Source organism: Actinomyces gaoshouyii (genome assembly GCF_002076915.1).
Classification (GTDB): domain Bacteria; phylum Actinomycetota; class Actinomycetes; order Actinomycetales; family Actinomycetaceae; genus Actinomyces; species Actinomyces gaoshouyii.
On record NZ_CP020468.1, the window covers coordinates 118484 to 140588 of the forward strand.

The window sequence follows — 22105 nt, forward strand, 5'->3', positions numbered from 1 at the left end:
TCACGCCGTGTCAGGACAAGGGGACCGCCGCCTGCGCGGCCTGGGCGAGCAGTCGCAGCAGGGCGATGGCGCCGGCCTTGTCCAGGGGCTCGTTGTTGTTGCCGCATTTGGGGGACTGGATGCAGCTGGGGCAGCCGTCGGCGCAGCGGCACTGGGTGACGACATCGAGCGTGGCCTCCAGCCAACGCGCCCCGGCGCGGTGCCCGCGCTCCGCGAATCCTGCGCCCCCGGCGGCGCCATCGTGGACGAACACGGTGGGGCGCATGGTCTGGGGGTGCAGCGCGGTGGACAGCCCGCCGATGTCCCAGCGATCGCAGGTGGCCAGGAGGGGGAGGATGCCGATGGAGGCGTGCTCGGCGGCGTGCAGGGCGCCGGGCAGCCGGGCCGGGGTGACGCCGACGGCCTCGCAGGCCTCGAGAGGGATCGTCCACCAGACGGCGGCGGTGGGCAGGACGCGCTCGGGCATGTCCAGCGGGTGCTGGGAGACCACCTCCATACGGGGCAGGGCGAGCTTGTTGTAGCCGGTGACCTGGCTGGTGACCTCCACGCTGCCGAGGTTCCAGGTGAGGCCATCGCCCCAGGTCTCGGCGCTCCGCTCGGCGAGGATGCGCACGCTGGAGCGCTCGCGGGCCCGGGTCCGGTAACCCACGGCCAGACGCGGGGTGACGATGGCGGCCTCCTGGGTGAGCTCCTCGACGACGTAGGCGCGCCCCTGGTGCATGTAGACGGCGCCGGCATGGAGGGAGGAGTCGGCGCTGGCGCCGGGCGCGGTGCCGATGACGGTGCCGGAGAGGGACTCGACGATGGGGACCTCGGGCGAGCCGTCCCCGCGCAGAGTGGTGAGGTCCTGGGGGCGCCCGGGCAGGGCGGCGTTCCAGAACCAGCCGGTGGGGCGCCGCCGCAGGGCCCCGCGCTCGGCGAGGTCGGCCAGGAGGCTCTCATCGGGGAGGCCGAAGAGGTCGAGGTCGGCCTCGCGAAGGGGCGCCTCGGAGGCGGCCGCGCACAGGTGCGGGGCGAGGACGTAGGGGTTGGCGGGGTCGAAGACGGTGGCTTCGGGGGCGGTGAGGACGTCCTCGGGGTGATGGACGAGGTAGGCGTCGAGGGGGTTGTCGGAGGCGATGAGGACGGCGACGCCGGGGCTGCCCGCGCGCCCGGCGCGCCCGGCCTGCTGGCCCAGCGAGACGCGGGTGCCGGGCCATCCGGCGATGAGGACGGCGTCCAGGCCGGTCACGTCGATGCCCAGCTCGAGGGCGTTCGTGGTGGACAGGGCGCGCAAGCGGCCCTGGCGCAGGTCCGTTTCCAGGTCTCGGCGCTCCTCGGGCAGGTAGCCGCCCCGATAGGCGGCGACGGCGTCGGCCAAGTCGGCCAGTGGCGGGCCGGAGCGGGTGAGGATGCGGCGTGCGTGCTCGGCGACGATCTCCGCGGAGCGGCGCGAGCGCACGAAGACGAGGGCCCGGGCTCCGGCGCTGAGAAGGTCGACGAGCACCTCGGAGGCCTCGGCGGTCGCCGAGCGGCGCGGCGAGGGCAGGTCCGGGGCGTTGGGGGTGTCGGCGGGGCCCGAGCCGGGATCGGCCGTGGAGACGGCGGGGTCGGCACCCCACGGATCGATGAGGGCTGGCTGCCAGAGGGCCAGCGCGCGCTCCCCGGCGGGGGCGCCGTCGTCCGTGATGGCGACGACATCGGCGGGCGGGGCCCCGATGAGGCGCGCGGCGGTGAGGGCGGGCTCGGCGGCGGTGGCCGAGGCGGCGAGGACCGTGGGCCCCGGGGAGTCCGGGTTCAGGCGGCGGGCGAGGCGCAGGAGGCGGCGCAGGACGAGGGCGACATGCGCCCCGAGGACTCCCCGGTAGGCGTGGCACTCGTCGACGATGACGTAGCGCAGTGAGCGCAGGAGGCGGGCCCAGCGCTCATGGCCGGGCAGGAGGGAGAAATGGAGGAAGTCGGGGTTGGTCAGGACGATGTCGGCGTGGGCGCGGGCCCAGTCGCGCTCGGGCAGGGGAGTGTCCCCGTCGCAGGTGCCGGAGCGCAGGGTGAGGCGCGGCGCGCCTGCGGTGCCTGCCTGGACGGCCTCGATGCGGGCGGAGAGGCGGTCGAGGGCGGCGGCCTGATCGGCGGCGAGGGCCTTGGTGGGTGCGAGGTAGAGGGCGGTGGGGCGATGGCCGTGGGCGGAGATGCGGTGCCCGGTGCCGCTGGCGTGAGCGGCGCGCTGGGCGCCGAGGACGTCGGAGACGGCGGGGAGCCAGGCGGCCAGTGACTTCCCGGAGCCAGTGCCGGTGGCGATGACGGTGTGGTGGCCGGCGTGGAGGGAGTCGGCGGCTCGGGCCTGGTGGATCCAGGGCCGAGGGATGCCGGAGGCGACCAGGGCGGCGACGAGGGCCGGGTCGGCCCAGGACGGCCAGTCGGCCGGGCGGGCCGGTCGGGCGGGTGTGCGCTCGAGGTGGACCAGCCTGCCGTCGCGCGCGCCGATGGTCTCCAGCAGTGCGGTGAGATCTCGCGCGGGAAGAGGCGCAGCCGAGATGGGCGCTGCGGGGGCCGGTTCGATGGGCTCCGCGGGTGGCTCAGGACTCACCGCCCCAGTCTGCCCCAGCCCGGCGGCCCTTCCGCCTGCCGAGATCGTCCCTTCGATGCCGGCCTCGGTCTCTATCGGCTGATGGCGTCATCGAGGGCGCGATGTCGGCGATGAGGGTGGCCGCCATCTGAGGAGCGCCGTGTCCAGCGCCTCGCGGATCCGTTCCTCCTGACCGCTGTCATTCGTTCTGAGGCGCAAGAGCGGGATATTGCAAGAGGTGAGAATTGAGTCCTTGGTCCGATCGCGCCGGATCCGCTCCTCTGAGCATTCGTGCTGGGAACCATCGACCTCGATCACTAGAACGAGCCGCTTGGACACTTGTCCTGGACGCCCACGATCCGTGGATCCCCCAGCTCGCCGACACGAGCTCGACCTCCATACGGAGGGCCACGTTCTGACGGTGAGCGGTCTGCGCGGCGACGGGGAGGGGCCCGACGCGGATACGACCGCGGACCTGCTGGAGGAGGCGCGCCGGTGATCGGCTCAGCCGACGTCGTCTCGTATGGCGGGCCCGAATCGCGGCACATGCGCACAGCGCGGGCGACAGCTGCGGACAGCGAATCGGGGTCGTCGGTGGTGGACGGGGACACGGAGAAAGCCACAAGCATGATGCCAGCGTGGGCCGTTGCTCAGCGGGCGGGACCGGTTTCGATTGCGATATCGACCGGTTTCGATGCTGTTTTCTACCGGTTTCGGTGGGAGGACGGGGCGCAGGTCCAGAGCTCGTCGCACCGGGGGGCGCTGGCCTCCACCAGTGCGGCATTGGGAAGATCGACGACGCGCACCCAGTGGGCCGCAGCCACGCGGTCCCGCCCGAAGCTCATATGCCGCGCCACGAGCCGGGCGGCCAGCTCCTCGCGCCCCACCACCAGCATGATGAGCAGGTCGATGCGCTCACGCGCAGCCTGCCAGCCGCCCTCGCCCAGTGCCAGGTAATTCCCCTCCGTGACGACGACTCCGCCCCCGGACACCCGCGTGCCCGCGGCCACCGGCTCATGCAAGTCGCGCCGGTAGACCGGCGCCAGCACCTCCTCGCCGCGCCGCACTCGGTCCAGGGTCACGAGGTAGCCGCCCACATCGAAGGTGTCCGGAGCGCCCTTGCGCCCATGGCGCCCCAGCTCGTCGAGCACCGCGTTGGACATGTGGAAGCCATCCATCGGCACCTCGCCCGCCAGCGCCCCCGCCTCGGCCAGGAGCCCCGTCAGCTCGCGCGCCGCCGTCGACTTCCCGGATCCCGGCGCCCCCGTGAGCCCTACGATCACGCGCCCACCCGGATCGCGCCCGATCTGCCGCGTCAGGCGCTCGGCTAGGTCGGCGGCGAGATCGGCGGCGGTGCCGCTGCGGGTGATCGGCGGGGCAGTGGACGCGTCGGCCTTGGGCAGCATGACTCGATTGTGCTCACACCGAGGGTGCGCACGCACGCCCCTGCCGGGTCTGCCCCTCGCCCGCACGCGCGCTCGGGGGCGCCGTCGAGCCCCGTAGGACGAGTTCGGTGGGGATGATGATGCTCCTCGAGCCGTCCACCACTCCAGAGGCCACCTGCTCCAGGACGAGGCGCACCATCTCCCGCCCATGGCGCTTGAAGTCCTGGTGGACCGTCGTCAGCGGCGGGAAGCTGAACTCGCCCAGGTCCAGTCCGTCGAAGCCGACGACGGACACATCGGCCGGCACGGCGCGCCCCTGCTCGTGCATGGCGCGGATGAGGCCGAGCGCCGTTTCGTCATTCGCGCACAGCACGGCCGTCACCTCGGGGTCGGCGGCCAGGCGCAGGCCCGCCCGGTACCCGGAGGCCGCGCTCCAGTCCCCGGGCAGCGGCTCGGGCGTTGGCGCGCCGGCCTCCCGCAGGCTCGCCGCCCATGCGGCGCGGCGGATGAGCGCGGATTGCGAGCCCTCGGGGCCGGCCACGTGGTGGACGGTCCGGTGTCCCAGGGCGAGCAGGTGACTGATGGCCTCGCGTACCCCGCCGGCCTGATCCGCGCTGACCGAGGGGTAGTAGCCCATGAGCGCGGAGTCGGAGACGGCCACGGGCATGGTCGGCGGCAGGGCGAGGTGCTCGCGCCCCGCCCGTCCCGCCTGGACGACGACGAGCCCGTCGATGGCCTGGTGGGCGAGCCGGACCGCCGCCGTGCGCATGTCATCGGACTCGGGCCGTTCCACCTGCACGAGGCTCACCGCGTAGCCCGCGTTCGTCGCCTCCTCGACGACGCCCGCCGTGGTCAGGGCCTCACCGGTGCGCTGGATCTGCTGGGTGAGGACGCCGATCGCCTTGAAGGAGCCGCGGCGCAGCGCCTGAGCCGCGCGGTTGGGGGAGTAGCCGAGCTGGCTCATGGCCCGTAGCACGCGCTCGCGGGTGGCCGGGCGAACATTGCCGGCGCCCATGGAGACGCGTGAGGCCGTCTGTGTGGAGACGCCGGCCAGGCGGGCGACATCGCCGAGCGACGGCGCCCCCGAACTCCTGCTCCCACCGGCCATGGCGCGAGGCTATCAGGGGTGGATATCGGCATTCTGCCGCCATTTCGTGGTGACGTTCCCATGGTTGGGGCCAGGTGAGGTCCGATGCGCGGGTGCGAACGAGCCATTCTCTTGCCCATGTTGCGGATCACCTTTATGATAACGTCAACATTAAGGAGCTCGAACGGGCCGCATCGGAGCGGGCCGCCCCCAACGCCGCCAGTCGCAGGAGACCGCAAGCGATGATCATCCCCCGACACTACGAGGACCTCGGCGTCCTCCACGAGAACACCCTTCCTGCCCGCGCCTACTACGTCCCCGCCTCCACCCCGCCCGACCCCAGCCCCTGGAAGCGCCAGGACTCCGACCGCTTCCAACTCCTGTCGGGCACCTGGCGCTTCGCCTACCTGCCGTCGGTCCGCGACCTCTCCATTCCCTTCTGGGAGGGCGAGGCCGCCCCCGGCCCAGCGGCCTGGGCCGTCCTCGACTTCGCCGAGGTGCCCGTGCCCAGCACCTGGCAGCACACCGGCTACGACCACCACCAGTACACGAACGTCCGCTACCCCATCCCCTTCGACCCGCCCCGCGTCCCCCAGGACAACCCCTGCGGCGCCTACCTGCGCGAATTCGACTACACCCCCATTGCCGAGGCCCCCTGCGCGCATCTCGTCTTCGAGGGCGTCGACTCCTGCTTCTACGTCTGGCTCAACGGCGCCTACGTCGGCTACAGCCAGGTCTCCCACGCCACGAGCGAGTTCGACGTCACCGAGCACATCCGCCCCGGCGCCAACCGCCTCGCCGTCCTCGTCCTCAAGTGGTGCGACGGCACCTACATGGAGGATCAGGACAAGTTCCGCACCAGTGGCATCTTCCGCGACGTCTACCTCCTGGCCCGCCCGCGCGCCTCCCTCCTCGACTACGCCGTCACCACCACCCTCGGCGATGGGGGCGCTGCCGACGCCCCCGCCGCCGTCGAGATCCGGGCCTCCTACCGGGGCGGGGCCGTCCCCACCAGGGCAGTGCTGACGGACCGCGACGGCCTCACGGTGGCCTCGGGCGCCCTCGAGCCCGACGCCGCCCCGGCAGCGGGCGCCGCTGGCACGGAGGCGGCCGACGACCGGGCCGACGCCCCCTACACCCACCGGCTGCGACTGGAGGTTCCCCATCCGCACCCCTGGACCGCGGAGGACCCCTACCTCTATACCGTCACCCTCATCACTCCCGGCGAGTCCATCGCCGACCGCGTTGGCCTGAGGGAGGTCAGCGCCGACGGCGCCGTCGTGCGCCTCAACGGCCGGCCCATCACCCTGCGCGGCGTCAACCGCCATGACTCCGATCCCGTCACCGGGCCCGCCATCGACCTCGCCCATATGCGGCGCGACCTGCGGCTCATGAAGGAGCACAACATCAACGCGGTGCGCTCCTCCCATTACCCGAACGACCCTCGCTTCTACCAGCTCTGCGATGAATACGGCCTCTACGTCATGTCCGAGGCGGACAACGAGAGCCATGGCGCCCAGACCCGCTTCCTCGCCGACCCCTCCTGGGATAACCGGGCCGAGCACTGGAACGAGCCCATCGCCGACAATCCCGAGTGGACCGGGGCCACTATCGACCGCATGCGCCTGTGCGTCCACCGGGAGAAGAACCGCCCCAGCGTCATCGCCTGGTCCGCCGGAAACGAGTGCGCCTACGGATGCACTTTCGAAGCGGCGCTGGCCTGGGTCAAGGGCTTCGACCCCACGCGCCTGACCCACTACGAGAGCGCCTTCCACCGCAGTTCCAGGCGCGCCTACGACTACTCCGATCTCGACCTCTACTCGCGGATGTACCCCGGCCTCGATGAGATCCGCGCCTACCTCGACTCCGATCCGGACAAGCCCTTCCTCCTCGTGGAGTACTGCCACGCCATGGGCAATGGCCCCGGCGACCTCGAGGACTACTGGGAGATCATCCGGGCCGATGAGCGCATGTGCGGCGGATTCGTCTGGGAGTGGTGCGATCACGCCGTCGCCGCCGGCACCGACCCGGATGGGCGCGTCATCTACCTCTACGGCGGGGACAGCGGCGAGCAGATCCATGACGGCAACTTCTGCGTCGACGGCCTCGTCTCACCGGATCGCGCGCCCCACTCCGGGCTCGCCGAGCTCAAGAACGTCCAGCGCCCCGCGCGCGTGGTCTCCTACGACGCCGAGGCCGGCATCCTCACCCTACGCAACGAGCTCGACCACACCGACCTGGCCTCCTACGCCCGCGCGACCTACGAGCTCACCCGCGACGGCGAGAGCCTGGCCAGCGGGGACATTCCCTTGACGGCGCCCATCCCGCCCCACAGCGAGGCCTGCCTCCCGCTGCCCCTGAGCATCCCGGACACCGGGCGCTGCCACCTTCTCATCACCTACCGCCTCGCCCGCGACGAGCCCCTTCTCCGCGCCGGCCACGAGCTCGGATTCGATGAGGTCGCCCTGCCCGGTGCGGATCGCCGCCACCGGGCGGTGGCCGCCCTGGATGAGCGCCCCGCCCCCCGGGGCCCCGTGACCGCCATGCGGAGCGGAGGGCGGATCGACGTCGTCGCCCCCGGGCTCACCTGCTCCTTCGATACGCGTACCGCCCTGCCCACGAGCATCCGCGCCGGCTCCGCCGAGCTCCTGGACCGCCCGGCCGAGCTCATCATCTGGCGCGCTCCCACGGACAACGACTGCCATATCCGCGCCGAATGGGAGCGCGCCGGCTACCACTGGGCGACGGCGCGCGCCGAGGGCCTGCGGGTCGTGGAGCCCTCCGAGGAGGGCCGCGTGGTCCTGAGCGCTGGGATAGCCATGGTCGCTCCCGCCCTCCAGCCCGCCCTGCGCGGCACCATCACCTGGACCGTCCGGGCCGACGGCGATATCGACCTCGCGCTCGACATGAGCCGCACCGAGGGCTTCCCCGCCCTGCCGCGCCTGGGCCTGCGGCTCTTCCTCCCCGAGAGGATGGACCGGGTGTCCTACTACGGGCTGGGCCCCGGCGGCGCTTACATCGACAAGCGCCGCGCCAGCCGCCACGGCGAGTTCGCCGCCGCCCTGCGCGAGCTGCACGAGGACCACATCAAGCCCCAGGAGAACGGCAGTCACACCGACTGCGACTACGTCGCCGTCGTCAGCGGCGATGGGGCGGGAGGAGCGGCGCCCGGTGGGCCGCGCCCCGGCCTGACCGCCATCGGCCGCAGCCCCTTCTCCTTCAACGCCTCCCCCTACACCGCGGAGGAGCTGGCGGCCCGCCGCCACAACACCGAGCTCGTCGAGTGCGGCTCCACGGTCCTCACCCTCGACGCCGCCATGGCGGGCATCGGGTCGAACAGCTGCGGGCCCGTCCTCGCCGAGCGCTACCGGGTGGCCGAGCGCGATCTCGCCCTGACCCTCACCCTCCGTCCGAGCTGCGAGGAGAACCGGTGAGGAGCGCGCAGAGCCCTCAGGACCCATCGAGCGCCGAGGAGCGCGGATGCCTCACGTGGCGCAGCAAGGTGGGATACGGCTCCGGGGGCGTGGCGGGCGACGTCGTCGTCCGCATCATCGCCGTCGTCGGGCGCTGTCGTTAGCATGGGCCCACCGCGGCCGGCCGCGGTGGGCCCATCCCTTTCGGAGGAAGAACATGCACGATCCCATCAAGCTCATCGACCGCGTTCAGGCGATCAACTGGAACCGCCTCGTCGACGACAAGGACCTCGAGGTCTGGGACCGCCTCACCGGGAACTTCTGGCTGCCCGAGAAGGTGCCGCTGTCCAACGACATCCAGTCCTGGGCCACCCTGACCGAGGCCGAGAAGAACATGACCACCCGCGTGTTCACCGGCCTGACCCTCCTGGACACCATCCAGGGCACCGTCGGTGCCGTCTCCCTCATCCCGGACGCCCGCACCACCCATGAGGAGGCGGTCTACACCAACATCGCCTTCATGGAGTCCGTGCACGCCCGCTCCTACTCCTCGATCTTCTCCACCCTCATCTCAACGGCGGAGATCGACGAGGCCTTCCGATGGAGCGAGGAGAACCAGAACCTCCAGCGCAAGGCCCAGATCATCCTCGACTACTACCGGGGCGACGACCCGGAGAAGCGCAAGGTCGCCTCCACCATGCTGGAGTCCTTCCTCTTCTACTCCGGCTTCTACGCCCCCATGTACTGGTCCAGCCACGCCAAGCTCACCAACACCGCCGACCTCATCCGCCTCATCATCCGCGACGAGGCCGTGCACGGCTACTACATCGGCTACAAGTACCAGCTGGCGGTGCGCGAGTCCTCCCCGGAGCGCCAGGCGGAGCTGCGCGAGTACACCCTCGACCTGCTCATGGAGCTGTACGACAACGAGGAGCAGTACACCGAGGACCTCTACGACGAGCTGGGCCTGACGGAGGACGTCAAGAAGTTCCTGCGCTACAACGCCAACAAGGCCCTCATGAACCTGGGCTACGAGGCCGTCTTCCCCGCCGAGACCGTCGATGTCAACCCCGCGATCATCGCCTCCCTGTCCCCCAACGCGGATGAGAACCACGACTTCTTCTCCGGCTCCGGATCCTCCTACGTGATGGGCACCGCCGAGGCCACCGAAGATGATGACTGGGACTTCTGATGTGACCGAGGGGGCGGATGCGCCCATGAGGCCCCGGCCGACGGTCCCGCCCGTCTACCGGGGATCCAGCAAGGTGACGCAGGCCCGCGCCCGCAACTGGGGGCTCGACGACGTCATCGACGCCGCCTTCTTCGCCTTCGCCGCGGGCGCCGCCCTCTGGCTGGCCTGGCTCGTCATCGGCGCCGGATGGCACCCGACCCCCTGGGCCCTCCTCGCAGGAATAGCCTTCTGGGGCCTGCTCGCCTACCTCGCGATCCCCCGTATCCACCAGGTCCTCACCTGGCTCTATGTCCCCGACTACTTCATCGGGCGCACCCGCACGCCCGACGGCCTCCTCGGCGACCCCGTCAACCTCGCCCTCCTGGGCGACGAGGAGGACCTCCACGAGGCCATGCGCAGCGCCGGCTGGGTGCGGGCCGACCCGATCACGCCGCGCTCGAGCTGGCGCATCATCATCTCCTCCCTCCTGCGCCGCTCCTACCCCGGCGCGCCGGTGTCCACCCTCCAGCTCTTCGGCCGCGCCCAGGACGTCGCCTACCAGAAGGAGGTTGAGGGCAACCCCTCCCAGCGCCACCACGTGCGCCTGTGGCACACCCCCGCGAACTGGGTGCTTCCCGGCGGACGCGCCGTTGACTGGCTGGCCGCCGCCACCTACGACCGCGCCGTCGGCCTGTCCACCCTCACCCTCCAGGTGACCCACAAGATCGATGCGGATATCGACGTCGAGCGCGACTACGTCGTCGACGACATCCGATGGGCCTCCCCAGCCGCCACCCTCCAGATCTGGCCCGACTTCTTCACTGCTTACCACGACAAGAACGGCGGGGGCGACCAGGTCATCACCGACGGCGACCTCTACGTCCTCGACCTCCACGACGTCGTGCCCGATTCCCAGCACTCCGTGGAGCTGGCCCGCGCCAGGGCTGCCGATAAGCGCGCCTCGCGGCACAGGCCGGGCCAGCTCGTCATCGCGCTCGGCCTCATCGCGCTGCTCGTCGCCGCCAGGATCGGCTCGACGATCGCCTCAGCCGCCCTGTCCACGACGATCGACCTCCTCTGGTCCAGCGGGGTCAGCGATGCGCGGACCGTCGTCTACGCGGCGGTGGGCACCATCTCGGTCATCCTCACGCTCGTGGTCCTCGGCCTGGGGTGGGCGGCCTGGAACGGTCACCCGCGAAGTCGGATCGGCCTGCTCATCGTGCTCGCCCTGAGCGTGAGCATTGACATGTCCCAGGTGGCGGCCCTGGGCGTGCGCCACGCGCCCGCCTGGATCCTCACCACCTCCGCGCTCGCCGTCCTCGCCCTCCTGGCACTCACCGCGCGCCCCGTCCACCGCTGGGAGCGGGCGCGCAAGGCCGAGCGACGCGCCGCCCGCCGGCCCGAGCGCGTCCAGCGGCCCTAGGCGCGCCGCGAGCCCGCCGATCCGGTCCGGGGCCCGGGCGCTGAAGGGGGACGGCGCCCGGGCCGCCCTCCCGTTCGGGCCCGTTCCAACCCCATCCACCGGGCCCGGTCGGCGAGCCCCGCTACCCTGGCCCCATGAGCGACTACCTCGTGGGCCCCGCCGGCGAGCCCGCCCCAGCGCCGACGATCCCGCCGCTGCCGGCGCATGTGCGCTTCGGCATCCCCTTCAACGGGGTCGTCCCCCTGTGGTTCGACGGCGACCAGATCGCCTGGTACCGGCCCGCCGATGGCACTGATCTCGCCGATGTCCTGGGGCTGGGGCACGTGGAGACCGAGCCCGGGCCCTCCTGCGTGCCCGAGGGGTGGGCTGAGCGCGTCGAGGTCGGGACGCTGGAGGAGGGCGGCCTGCGCCTGCGCGCCGAGGGCCCCACCGGGCGGCGCGCCATCAACGACGCCGGCACGGGCGTCCTCATCCCCCTCGACGGGCCGTTGAGCGTGCCCGAGGCGATGAGCGGGGGCTTCGACACGGCATCCTTCGCCGTCCACATCGCCCGGCTCATGCTGAGGGCGGCTCGCGACGGCGCCATCCTCGTCTTCACCCTGCGCGCTCCTCGCGACCCCGAGGCCCACCACATCCTCTCCGTGCCCTCCGAGGTGGACTCCCAGCGCGTCATGCGCTTCCACTTGGGAACGCTCATGGAGATGGAGGGGGGCGCATGGGACAAGGCGGATCGGCGGGGCGGCATGTCGCTGCTCGACCTGTCCATCCCCTACGAGTCCCTCCTGGCCGGCGCCGGTCCCGAGGCCGAGCGGGGCCTGGACGCCGGCCTGCTCATCGAGCTCGCCGAGCCCGTCGTCGCCTGCCTGCTCAAGCCCGGCTTCCCCTTCGCCCTGGGCTGCTCCTACGTGATGCCCCAGCAAGGCTGACCGCCTCCGCGCCGGTGAGGCGGGCGCCGGCCCTCGCGCCCTGTCGACCCCGCGCCCCTCACAGGCTCCTCGCGCAGCAGGCCTGGAAATGAGCAGTGCTTCCGACTCCGACTCCCGGGCCGCGCCGCTCAGCGGGTCCGCGCCAGGGCGGTGACGCGGGACATGAACTCGGTGAGGAACCTCTCGGCGTCGACGGCCACGGCCGCCCGGCTCGTCCTCGGGGCGCTCAGGCGCTCCACATCCCCGATGGTGCGCCCCCGGGTCGGGCCCTCCAGATCCACCGCGAGGTTGATGGGCAGCATCGTCACCAAGGAGGGGTCCACGGCGACGCCGACCGCCAGCGGATCGTGCAGGCCGCAGCCGCCGAGCCCGGGCGCCGTCGTCTCATAGGCCCGGATGTAGTAGTCCGTCATATCCGCCAGGAAATCTCCCGCGGCCGTCCCCAGCTCGCGCCAGCGGCGCGTGTGCTCATAGGTGAGCAGGGTCCGGAGGGTGACGTCGAGGCCGACCATCGTGGCGCTCACCCCCGAGCGCAGGACGGCGTCGGCGGCCTCCGGGTCCTGGCTGATATTCGCCTCCGACCACGGGCTGACATTCCCGCTCACCGTGAGCGCCCCGCCCATGAGCACCACGGTCAGCCGCTCAGCCAGGCCCGGGTCCTTCTTCAGGGAGGCTGCCAGGTTGGTCAGCGGACCAGTGGGCACGTACACGAGATCCTCCCCGTGGGCGCGGGAGGCCTCGATGATGAAGTCGACGGCGCTCGTCCCCTCCACGGCGCGGGGCGAGGGAGTCAGTGCCGCATCGCCCAGGCCGTTGCGGCCGTGGATGAAGGCGGAGATCTCCAGAACCTCGAAGCCGTCGCGGGCCAGGGCGTGGGGCAGGCCGGGGTAGACGGGCACATGCGGCGCTCCGAGCAGGTCGAGCACCGCCAGGCAGTTGCGCGCCGAGTCCTCCACGAGGACATTGCCGTAGGTGGTGGTGATGCCGATGAGCTCGGCCTCCGGGCTGCCCAGGGCGTAGGCGATCGCCAGGGCGTCGTCGATGCCGGTGTCCAGATCCAGAATGAGCTTACGGGTCATGATTCGCTCCTCCCTCACCAGACGAACAGACCGACCATTCCGGCCGATAGCAGCGAGACGAGGATCCCGGACAGGAGCATCCGGCCCACGTTCTTGGAGATGAGGTCATTGCGCTCCTTGTCCACCAGGCCCTTGAAGCAGCCGATGATCATGCCGAGCGTCCCGAAGTTCGCGAAGGATGTCAGGAAGACGGTGAGTACCGCCTGGTAGTGGCGCGCGTAGTCGCCGATGTGGGGCTGCACCTGCCCCATGGCCACGAACTCGTTGGTGACCAGCTTGAGGCCCATGATCCGGGACATGTCCCAGGCGGTGGAGGTGTCCAGGCCCAGCAGGAGCGCGGGTCCGTACATGACGACGCCGAGCGCCGACTCCAGGGAGAGCGGCTCCCAGATCGCTCCGAGGATCTTGTTGATGAGGGCCGCCAGGGCCACGAAGGTGATGACGTTGGCGGTGATGATGAGGATGAGCTTGCCGGCGCCCAGGATCGAGTCGCCCAGGAAGGAGAAGAACGGTTCCTTCGCCGCTCTGCTCTGCGCGCCGTCGGCGTCCTCGGAGTCGTCGACACCCTCGTAGGTGACGATGATGTCCTCCTCGGGCGGCACGTGGACGGGGTAGAGCATGGAGGTGACGATGAGCGCGTTGAGGCAGTTGAGGGGCACCGCTGTCAGTACGAACTCCGCCGGAACGATCTGGATGTAGGCCGCCAGGATCGATGCCGTCACGCAGCTCATCGACATCATGGCGATGACGACGTTGCGCGCCGGGCTCATCCGCTGCACCTGCAGCTTGGAGACCGCCAGGGCCTCCGTGTTGCCCAGGAACATCATCTCGATGGAGTAGAAGGCCTCGAACTTGGGCTGGCGGGTGACCGCGCTGAGTCCCCAGCCGATCCACTTGATGAGCCAGGGCAGGAAGCCGATATAGGTGAGGATGTCGAAGACGGGCACCACCAGCAGGATCGGCAGCAGGGCGCTGACCACGAAGTTCACGGGCGTCGGGTCCACTCCCTCGGCCCCCACCCAGTTCGCCAGGGCGAAGTTGATGCCCTTCCAGGCCACGGAGACGAGCTCGTTGAAGCCCGCGGCCGCGCCCTCGATGGCCGCGCGCCCCCAGGTGAAGCTCGTGAGGACCCAGGCGATCACGAGGTTGAGGGCGGTCAGGATCGCCACGGACTGCCAAGGGATCCTCTTGCGGTCATGGGAGAGCAGCCAGCCCGCCGCCAGGAAGACGGCGATGCCCAGGACGTTGATGGCCAAGTACATGATCGGTTCCTTCGAGAGACGCTCGGGGGCGGGGAGGGGATGAGTCAACCGAGGCGCGCGAGCGCGTCGGCCACGAGCTCCCAGAAGCGCTCGGCGTCCAGTCCCGTCCCCACCCGGGTGGTGCAGGCGGGGTCGGAGTCGTCGACGAGCGCGCGCATGTCGGTCACGGTCATCCCGTAGGTCAGCGTCCCGCGCAGCTCGACGTCGATCGGGCAGCGCCTGGTGGGAATGAGGCTCGGGTCGATGACGCGGGCGACGGCGCAGGGGTCGTGCGTGGGCGGATCCGGGAAGGCCTCCTGATCCCGGTAGGTGGAGCGGAAGAAGTCCATCAGCCCGCCGACGGCATCGGCCAGGCGCGGGTTCGCCTCGCACAGATCCGCCTGGACCTCGGGAGTGCACAGCGCCCGGTGGGTGACGTCCAGCCCGATCATGGTCACGGGCCAGGACTCGTTGAATACGATCTGGGCGGCCTCGGGATCGCACAGGATGTTGAACTCGGCCACCGGCGTCGCGTTGCCGACCCCGTAGGCGCCGCCCATGAGGACGATCTCCTTGACCCGCGCGACGATGCGCGGCTCCAGGCGGGCCGCCATCGCGATATTCGTCAGCGGACCCGTGGGGACGATCGTGATCGTCCCGGGCTCACGGCCCATGATCGTCTCGATGAGCCAGTCGACGGCGTGCTGGGCGGCGAGCGGTCGGGACGGTTCGGGCAGGTCGACGCCGTCGAGACCGGTCTCGCCGTGGATGTAGGCGGCGTCAATGGGCCGGCGGATGAGGGGGCGCCGGCAGCCGGCGTGGATGGGCGTCTCCGGGCGGCCCGCGAGTTCGCAGACGGCGCGGGCGTTATGGGTGACCTTGTCCAGGCCGTGGTTGCCGCCGATCGTCGTGATGCCGATCAGGTCGACCTCGGGGCTGCCCAGCGCGAGGAGGATCGCGATGGCGTCATCATGACCCGGGTCGCAGTCGAGAATCATCGTGGTGGCCACATTCGACTCCTTCGTCAGCGTGACTGCCAGGGAGGGCGCGCCGGACAAGGGGCGAGTGGGCCGGCGCCCCTGATCGGCGACTCCCATTCTAGGCCATCGATCATCGGAAAAGGCGGGGATGGCAGGGGAACGGGCGGTACCCTGATAGCCCGTCCGCCCAAGCGAAGGAGCTCATGCCATGGGGCGCGTCATCGTCGTCGGATCGGTCAACCAGGACATCACCGTCACCGTCGAGCGCTTCCCCGCGCCGGGGGAGACCCTGGCGGGGACATCCACGAGCTACAGGCTCGGCGGCAAGGGAGCCAACCAGGCCGCGGCCGCCGCTCACGGGGGCGCCGAGGCCCTGCTCGTCGGCCGTGTGGGCGGGGATGCCGCAGGCATCACCCTGCGCGAGGAGCTGCGCGGCCACGGCGTGGACGTGAGCGCGCTGCGCACGGATGAGGAGAACACCACCGGTATCGCGTTCATCACCGTCAGCGCCACCGGGGAGAACACGATCATCCTCGACGCCGGCGCCAACGCCCGCGTCACCGGCGCGCAGGCCGCCGAGGCGATCGACGTGGGCGTCGACGACGTCGTCGTCCTCCAGGGGGAGGTCCCGGCAGTGACCAATGAGGAGGTCATCGAATGGGCCCACCGGGCCGGGGCCCGTGTGGTCCTCAACCTCGCGCCCGTCTACTCGATCGCGCCGGAGACCCTGGCCGGCGTCGATGTGCTCGTGGTCAACGAGACCGAGTGCGGGCTCGTACTGGGCTCGCCCGCGCCCGGTAGTCCGGAGGAGGCGCTCGCGGCGGCGGCCGCCCTGCGCGAGCGGGGGATCGCGGGCGTGCTCGTCACGCTCGGCGCCGCCGGGGCGGTGTGGGCCTGCGCCGAGGGCAGCGGGCATATGCCGGCCATTGATCTGGGGCCCGTGGTGGATACGACGGGCGCCGGGGATGCGAGCGTCGGCGTGCTCGCCGCTGCGCTCGCCGCGGGGCACGGCTTCGCCTCGGCCGTGGCCGAGGGCATGCGCGCCGGCTCGACGGCGGTCCTCGCCGCCGGCGCCGCCGCCTCCTACGTGGCTATCGCCCCCGTCTCCTGAGCGAGACCGGTCGAAATCACGATCGAAACCGGTCACAGTTCTCGGGGGCCACTGCCGTACCAGCCGCGCGGGACTGAGGGTCGCCCGCGGGCTCCCGGCCGGCCTCAGGCGGCCAGTGCCTCGCGCATGACGTCCAGACCCACGCTGCCCAGGCGCAGCGCCCTGGCGTGGAATGCCTTGAGGGAGTCATCGGCCCCTGCCGCGCGCGCCGCCGCCAACGAGGCGTCCCGCGCCTCCTCCCATAGGCGCTGCCCGACGGCGTAGGACGGCGCCTGCCCCGGCCAGCCCAGGTAACGGTCCAGCTCGAAGCGCAGGAAGGACTCGCCCATCGCGGCATTGGCCCGCAGGAAGGCCCATGCCGAGCCCGCGTCCCAGTGCCCCTCGCCCACGCCCGGCAGGGCGGCGAGCTCAGCGGGCCGCTCCTTGCGCAGGTGCACGCCGATGTCGAGCACGACGCGCGCCGCCCGCAGCCGCTGGGAATCCAGCATCCCCATGCGGTCGGCCGGGTCTTCCTGGAAGCCGAGGTCCGCCATGAGCCGCTCGGCGTACAGGGCCCAGCCCTCGCCGTGCCCACTGACCCAGCAGCCGTGGCGTCGCCAGGAATTGAGCTCATCGCGCAGAAGAGTTTGCATGCCGATCTGAAGGTGATGCCCCGGCGCCCCCTCGTGGAACACCGTGGTGCGCTCCTGCCAGGTCGCGAAGTCCTCCGTCCCGGCCGGAACGGACCACCACATGCGGCCCGGGCGGGAGAAGTCGTCGCTCGGCGCGGTGTAGTAGATGCCGCCGGTGGACGACGGCGCGATCCGGCACTCCAGGGCGCGCAGGGGGGCGGGGATGTCGAACTGGGTGCCGTCGAGCGCCGAGATCGCCGCGTCCGAGGTCTCCTGCATCCAGGCCCGCAGCGCCTCCGTGCCGCGCACCTGCCGTGAGGCGTCGGCGCCCAACCGCTCCAGGGCCTCGGCCACGGTGGTGCCCGGCCCGTAGAGCGAGGCTGCGATGTCCTGCTGTTCGGCGTCGATGGCCGCCAGGCGCTCCCTGCCCCACTCGTAGGTCTCGTCCAGGTCGATGCGCGTGCCCAGGAATTCCCGGCTGAATCTCTCGTAGCGCTCGCGGTCCACGGCGTCGTCGCCGGTGGCGAGCGGAGAGATATCGGTGGCCAGCCAGCGGGCCGCCTCGGCGTATGCGGCACGGGCCTCGCGCGCGGCCGCCCGCAGGTCCGTTGTGAGGGCGGCTGGCAGGGCGCCGCCGTCGGCGAGGCGCGCCCCCTCGATCAGTGCCGTGAAGGATGACGACGCCCTCCCGGCCTGGTCCTGGGCCTGCTTGATGCAGGCGCGCACCTGCCGAGCGGCGGGGGCGAGCCCGCGCGCGGCCGCCACCCGCAGCGACTCGCGGTGCCCTGCGAGAGCCCCGGGCACCGCCCGCAGGGCGGAGGCGAAGCTCTCCCAGTCGCCCGCGGTGGCCATGGGGTGGTTGTCGAAGGTATCGCGAATCGTCTGGATCGGAGAGGCGATGTTGTTCAGCGCCCGCAGGTCCTCGCCGGCCTCATGCAACTCGTCCTCGACGCCGAAGCGCTCGCGCATGGCTGCGATCGTCACACGGTCGACGTCGTCGACGGGGGCGGCGGTATCGAGCGCGGCCAGGGTCTGGGCGCGCAGATCGGCTAGAGCCGAGAAGCCGGCGGGGGAGTAGTCGTCCAGGGCGCCGAGTCGGCCGGGCAGGCCGGAGTAGAGGGCGAATTCGGGGGACAGTGCTGCCAGGCGCTCCGCATAGCGCTCGGCGACGGCGTCGACCGCGGTGGGCGTGCGAGGGGACGCGGGATGTGCGGGGGTCCCGTAGGACGCGCGGGGATCAGTCATGGGGGCGAGCCTAAGGGCGGACCTGGCACGATCGGGTCATGATCTCGAATCCCACCGGCTCCGTCCCCGGCGAGCCCCGCGTCCTGCCCGTCCCGCGCGACCCCGACGGTCCCTACCGGGTCATAATGGTGTGCACGGGCAACATCTGCCGCTCCGCGATGGCGGAGGTTGTCCTCCTCGATCGGCTCGGCGCGGCGGGCCTGGCCGGGCGCGTGGAGGTGGCCTCCTCCGGGGTCTCCGGCGAGGAGCGCGGCAACCCGATGGACTCGCGGGCCAGGCGTCTTCTGCTCGCCAGCGGCTACGGCGAGGGCTGCGACGGCGGGGGAGCGGTGGCGGCGCGCATCGCCTCGCACCGGGCCCACCGCATCACGGATGCCGAAATCGCGGGCTCCGATCTCATCCTGGCGATGACCGCCTCGCATGAGCGCGAGCTGATGCGCCGCGCGCAGCGGGCGGGCGTCATCATCGACGAGCCGGAGGGGCCCCGGAGCGCGGGGCGGCGCATCCGCATGTTCCGCGAGTTCGACCCCAAGAGCGCGGCGGATCTGGCGGCGATCGCGCAGGGGCTGGTCTCCCGGTCGCGGCTCGACGCGCCCGACCCCTGGTACGGCGGGATGGAGGACTTCGAGGACACCCTGGCGATGGTCGAGCGCGTCGTCGATGAGCTCGCCCCCGCCCTGTCCGTCCTCATGCGAGACCGGTTGATATAGCGATCGAGACCGGCCGGTTCTCCACAGGCTCTCCCCGCCGCGAGAGTGGAGGAGGGCCTGTGGGTGGCGAACCGGTCTCGGTGCTGTTTTCGACCGGTCTCGCACGGATTGATCAGTGGGAGGGGCGGGGGAGGCGGGCGCTCAGCCAGCCGGTGAGGGTCGCCAGGTACTCGCCGCGGGCGGGCTCGGGGGAGAGCGCGAGGTCGTGCACCCCGCCGGGGATCTGCCGCACGGTGACATCCTCGCCGAGGAACGGCGCGCGCTCCACCATCTGCGTGACGTCGAGCACCGCGTCCGCCCGCAGCACCGCCTCGCGACCGGCGCCGGGGGCCGCCGACGCCGTCGAGCAGCACAGGAGCACCGGCGCCTCGATCCCCAGGCCATGGCGCACCCGCCGCTGCATGCGGCGCACGCTCGTGAGGAAGCCCGCTCGCGCCGGCCAACCGGGCGAGGGCTTGAGTGCGAGGTCCCAGTCCCACTCCCCGCCCCATCTGGCGTGCAGGGAGCGGGTGTAGGGGTCGGCCTCGAAGGCGTCCTCGTCATCCGCCTCCGGCGCTGCCGGGTTCGTGATGACCCGCCCCGGCATCCACCGCGACATGAGGTCCACCGCCGCAGTGCCGTAGGAGCGCATGAAGCCCGAGGCGTTGAGATCCAGCCACGGCGAGTTCAGTGTGATGGCCGCGACCCGTCCCGGGTGGTCCGCCGCCCACAGCACCGCGGACAGCCCGCCCGTGGAGTGCGCGTTGAGGACGACGGCGTCGTGCCCCTTCTCCTCGCGCAGGATCCGCACCGCCTCGGTGATCTCCTCGTCGTAGACGAGCAGGTCCGTGGTGTCGTGCGGGAAGGAGCCCTCGGGAAGGTCGGCGCTCGCCCGCCCGCAGCCGCGCATCTCCAGGGCGTAGAACTCGTAGCCCGCTCCACCGAGCGCGGCCGACAGGTGCGTCTGGAAGAAGTAGTCGGTCCGGCCGTGGATGTACAGCACCGCCCGCGCGTGCCGGGCGGCCCCGGCGCCGCGTTGGTGGACGAGGATCGCGTGATCCGCCCCGGGCGCGGCTTCGGAAGGGGTGACGGGGATATGGCGTGCCACCCAGGGCCCGCCCAGGAGGTCCGGGAAGATCATGGTCATGCAGGCATCGTAGATCCGGGTGGCCCCTCCCGTGCCGCGTCGCCATTCCGTGACCTTGGTCCCGGAATCGCCGCCCGGCTTGCGCGCCGGCGACTCGGCTTTATACCGTTCTCCTGACCATCCAGAGCAGTTGAGAGACCTGGCTCGACGACGCTGCAGCAACCCCCTGAGAGGGTGAGGGTGCTTCCGCCAGGACCGATGGAGGACTCATGAGCGATCCGAACCCGGGTACCGAGCCGATCAAGGCTGGCGCCGTCGGCGCTGACGCGCTCGCCGACGCCGGATCGGCGGAGGGCTCGATGATCTCCCTGCGCGACGTCGTCAAGGTCTACACCCTGCGCGACGGCACGCAGGTCCGCGCCCTCGACGGTCTCACCCTCAATGTGCCCGCGGGCTCGATCCATGGGATCGTGGGGACCTCCGGCGCCGGCAAATCCACGCTCATCCGCTGCCTGACCGCCCTCGAGCCCGTCACCCACGGCGAGGTGCGCGTCGCCGGCCAGGACATGACCGCCCTGCGGCCCCGCGAGCTGCGCGAGGCCCGCCGCAGGATCGGCATGGTCTTCCAGCACGCCAACCTGCTCGACTCGCGCACGACGGCGCAGAACATCGCTTACCCGCTCGCCCTGGCCGGCGTTGCCAAGGGGGAGCGCCACGAGACGGTCGCCCAGATGCTCGACCTCGTGGGCCTCGCCGATCGCGGCGGCTCCTACCCCAGCCAGCTCTCCGGTGGCCAGAAGCAGCGCGTCGGCATCGCCCGTGCGCTGGCGGATCAGCCCGCCGTGCTCCTGTGCGACGAGCCCACCAGCGCTCTCGATCCCGAGACCACCCGCTCGATCCTCGACCTCATCAAGGATGTGCGCGACCGCCTCGGCGTCACCGTCGTCATCATCACCCACGAGATGAGCGTCGTGCGCCAGGTCTGCGACTCCGTGAGCCTCCTGGAGGCCGGCCGCATCGTGGAGTCCGGGCCGATCGAGGAGGTCGTCTCCGACGTCGACTCGCGCCTGTCCCACGAGCTCGTGCCCGTCCCCGCGATCCCGGATGGCTCGCCGGCCGAGGGCGACGCCGTCATCGACGTCGCGCTCACCGCCCACCCGGGCCAGCCGGCAGCCGCGCACGTGCTCGCCATCGCCTCCGAGCACGGCGCGGACGTGGTCGGGGGAGTCTTCGAGACCCTGGGGCGGGCCCAGGTCGGCCGCCTCGCCCTGACCGTCCCCGCCGAGAGGGCCCCCGGCGTCGTCGACGCCCTGGCCGCCGTCGGCGCCACTGCGGAGGTGCGCTCATGATCGCCCTGAAAGTCGCTGCCCACCTGGAGCCCCTCGGCGTCCTGCCCACGGGCGCGCGGGACAGGAGATGGCTGGACAACCCCGCCATCACGGACAAGCTCTGGCCCGCCACCGTGGAGACCTTCGAGATGACCCTCATCTCCGGGGCACTTGCGGTGCTGCTCGGCCTCCTGCTGGGGCTGGCCCTGGTGACCACGGGCAAGCGCGGTCAGCACTCCAACCGCGTCGTCTACGAGGTCCTCTCCCAGGTCGTCAACATCGGCCGCTCGCTGCCCTTCATCATCCTCATGGTGGCGATCCTGCCGCTGACCCGCATCATCGCCGGTTCCTCGCTCGGCTGGCAGGCGGCCTGCGTCCCCCTGACCGTGGGGGCCATCCCCTTCTACGCGCGCCTGGTGGAGACCGCCGTCAACAACGTGGAGGCCGGGAAGGTCGAGGCGGCCCTCATGATGGGCGCCTCCGGCAATCAGATCACCTGGGGCGTGCTCGTGCGCGAGGCCCTGCCCACCCTCATCCAGTCGGCCACGGTCACGCTCATCACGCTGCTGGGCTACTCGGCGATGGCGGGCGCCGTCGGTGGCGGCGGGCTGGGCGACCTGGCCGTGCAGTACGGCTTCCAGCGCAACCAGATCGACGTCATGATCGTCACCGTCGTCCTCATCGTCCTCATCGTCGGCATCATCCAGCTCGCGGGCGACATGCTCAGCCGGCTGGTGGACCACCGCTGAGGCCCCGCCAGTCGGCACCGAGCGCTTTGACGACG

The 22105-nt window shown here is 71.5% G+C and carries 18 protein-coding genes, 1 pseudogene and 1 riboswitch; of the genes and pseudogenes, 9 read left to right on the forward strand and 10 right to left on the reverse strand.

Translation table 11 applies throughout. From position 1 onward, the window contains the following. Positions 1-10: 10 nt before the first annotated feature. The 5 genes and pseudogenes from B6G06_RS00445 to B6G06_RS00465 all read right to left on the reverse strand — a co-directional run bounded on the left by B6G06_RS00445 (position 11) and on the right by B6G06_RS00465 (position 5038). Entirely contained in the window at positions 11-2566 is a 2556-nt protein-coding gene (locus B6G06_RS00445) for a DEAD/DEAH box helicase (protein WP_420807195.1), read from the reverse strand. Positions 2567-2653: 87 nt separating this feature from the next. Then, entirely contained in the window at positions 2654-2884 is a 231-nt protein-coding gene (locus tag B6G06_RS10705; RefSeq protein ID WP_080462898.1) for a DUF2726 domain-containing protein, read from the reverse strand. A 170-nt stretch (positions 2885-3054) separates the two neighbouring features. Further along, positions 3055-3174, reverse strand: a pseudogene (locus tag B6G06_RS10365) (thiamine-binding protein); the annotation flags it as partial. Positions 3175-3249: 75 nt separating this feature from the next. After that, positions 3250-3951: a nucleoside/nucleotide kinase family protein gene (locus B6G06_RS00460; protein WP_080462896.1), complete on the reverse strand. Its 702-nt coding sequence runs from the start codon at positions 3949-3951 to the stop codon at positions 3250-3252. A 13-nt stretch (positions 3952-3964) separates the two neighbouring features. Continuing rightward, positions 3965-5038, reverse strand: coding sequence for a LacI family DNA-binding transcriptional regulator (locus B6G06_RS00465; RefSeq protein WP_080462895.1), 1074 nt, complete (start codon positions 5036-5038; stop codon positions 3965-3967). A gap of 221 nt (positions 5039-5259) precedes the next feature. On the opposite strand from B6G06_RS00465, the gene B6G06_RS00470 reads away from it, so the two are divergent. The 5 genes from B6G06_RS00470 to B6G06_RS00485 all read left to right on the forward strand — a co-directional run bounded on the left by B6G06_RS00470 (position 5260) and on the right by B6G06_RS00485 (position 11950). Then, entirely contained in the window at positions 5260-8451 is a 3192-nt protein-coding gene (locus B6G06_RS00470) for a glycoside hydrolase family 2 TIM barrel-domain containing protein (protein ID WP_081170420.1), read from the forward strand. Beyond that, positions 8448-8594: a hypothetical protein gene (locus B6G06_RS10155; protein WP_158082833.1), complete on the forward strand. Its 147-nt coding sequence runs from the start codon at positions 8448-8450 to the stop codon at positions 8592-8594. Before B6G06_RS00470 ends, B6G06_RS10155 begins: the two co-directional genes overlap by 4 nt. 53 nt (positions 8595-8647) lie before the next feature. Then, entirely contained in the window at positions 8648-9622 is a 975-nt protein-coding gene (gene nrdF, locus B6G06_RS00475; RefSeq protein WP_081170422.1) for a class 1b ribonucleoside-diphosphate reductase subunit beta, read from the forward strand. Between the two features lie 25 nt (positions 9623-9647). Continuing rightward, positions 9648-11024 carry an LssY C-terminal domain-containing protein gene (locus tag B6G06_RS00480; protein ID WP_229657812.1) on the forward strand — a complete coding sequence of 459 codons (1377 nt, stop codon included), beginning with the start codon at positions 9648-9650 and terminating at the stop codon, positions 11022-11024. Positions 11025-11158: 134 nt separating this feature from the next. Next, complete coding sequence (locus B6G06_RS00485) at positions 11159-11950, forward strand: hypothetical protein (RefSeq protein ID WP_240494066.1); 792 nt, start codon at positions 11159-11161, stop codon at positions 11948-11950. A 128-nt stretch (positions 11951-12078) separates the two neighbouring features. Here the strand turns inward: B6G06_RS00485 and B6G06_RS00490 are convergent, their stop codons facing one another. From B6G06_RS00490 to uriH, 3 genes are read right to left on the reverse strand one after another with little or no spacing between them, the layout of a single operon-like run. Continuing rightward, positions 12079-13029 (reverse strand): nucleoside hydrolase, encoded by a 951-nt coding sequence (locus tag B6G06_RS00490; protein WP_080462892.1) that lies wholly within the window; start codon positions 13027-13029, stop codon positions 12079-12081. 14 nt (positions 13030-13043) lie between these two features. Then, positions 13044-14291: a NupC/NupG family nucleoside CNT transporter gene (locus B6G06_RS00495; protein WP_081170424.1), complete on the reverse strand. Its 1248-nt coding sequence runs from the start codon at positions 14289-14291 to the stop codon at positions 13044-13046. Between the two features lie 44 nt (positions 14292-14335). Continuing rightward, complete coding sequence (uriH, locus tag B6G06_RS00500) at positions 14336-15280, reverse strand: uridine-preferring nucleoside hydrolase UriH (protein ID WP_080462930.1); 945 nt, start codon at positions 15278-15280, stop codon at positions 14336-14338. A gap of 178 nt (positions 15281-15458) precedes the next feature. Here uriH and B6G06_RS00505 point away from each other — a divergent pair, with 178 nt between their 5' ends. Continuing rightward, positions 15459-16361 (forward strand): PfkB family carbohydrate kinase, encoded by a 903-nt coding sequence (locus B6G06_RS00505; protein WP_080462890.1) that lies wholly within the window; start codon positions 15459-15461, stop codon positions 16359-16361. Between the two features lie 104 nt (positions 16362-16465). On the opposite strand, the gene B6G06_RS00510 is transcribed toward B6G06_RS00505, so the two are convergent. After that, the gene (locus tag B6G06_RS00510) at positions 16466-18217 is read right to left on the reverse strand and encodes a DUF885 domain-containing protein (RefSeq protein ID WP_081170426.1); all 1752 of its coding nucleotides are present in this window, start codon (positions 18215-18217) and stop codon (positions 16466-16468) included. A 38-nt stretch (positions 18218-18255) separates the two neighbouring features. Between B6G06_RS00510 and B6G06_RS00515 the strand changes: the two genes are divergently transcribed. Beyond that, positions 18256-18927, forward strand: a complete 672-nt coding sequence (locus B6G06_RS00515) for a low molecular weight protein-tyrosine-phosphatase (protein ID WP_081170428.1) — start codon at positions 18256-18258, stop codon at positions 18925-18927. A gap of 112 nt (positions 18928-19039) precedes the next feature. Here B6G06_RS00515 and B6G06_RS00520 read toward each other — a convergent pair whose 3' ends face one another. Further along, positions 19040-20053 (reverse strand): alpha/beta fold hydrolase, encoded by a 1014-nt coding sequence (locus B6G06_RS00520; protein ID WP_081170430.1) that lies wholly within the window; start codon positions 20051-20053, stop codon positions 19040-19042. A 114-nt stretch (positions 20054-20167) separates the two neighbouring features. Further along, positions 20168-20258, forward strand: a riboswitch (SAM riboswitch). A 4-nt stretch (positions 20259-20262) separates the two neighbouring features. On the opposite strand from B6G06_RS00520, the gene B6G06_RS00525 reads away from it, so the two are divergent. Continuing rightward, positions 20263-21342 carry a methionine ABC transporter ATP-binding protein gene (locus B6G06_RS00525; RefSeq protein WP_080462886.1) on the forward strand — a complete coding sequence of 360 codons (1080 nt, stop codon included), beginning with the start codon at positions 20263-20265 and terminating at the stop codon, positions 21340-21342. Beyond that, positions 21339-22070, forward strand: a complete 732-nt coding sequence (locus B6G06_RS00530; protein WP_240494067.1) for a methionine ABC transporter permease — start codon at positions 21339-21341, stop codon at positions 22068-22070. The genes B6G06_RS00525 and B6G06_RS00530 overlap by 4 nt, the downstream gene beginning before the upstream one ends. The last annotated feature ends 35 nt before the right edge of the window (positions 22071-22105 follow it).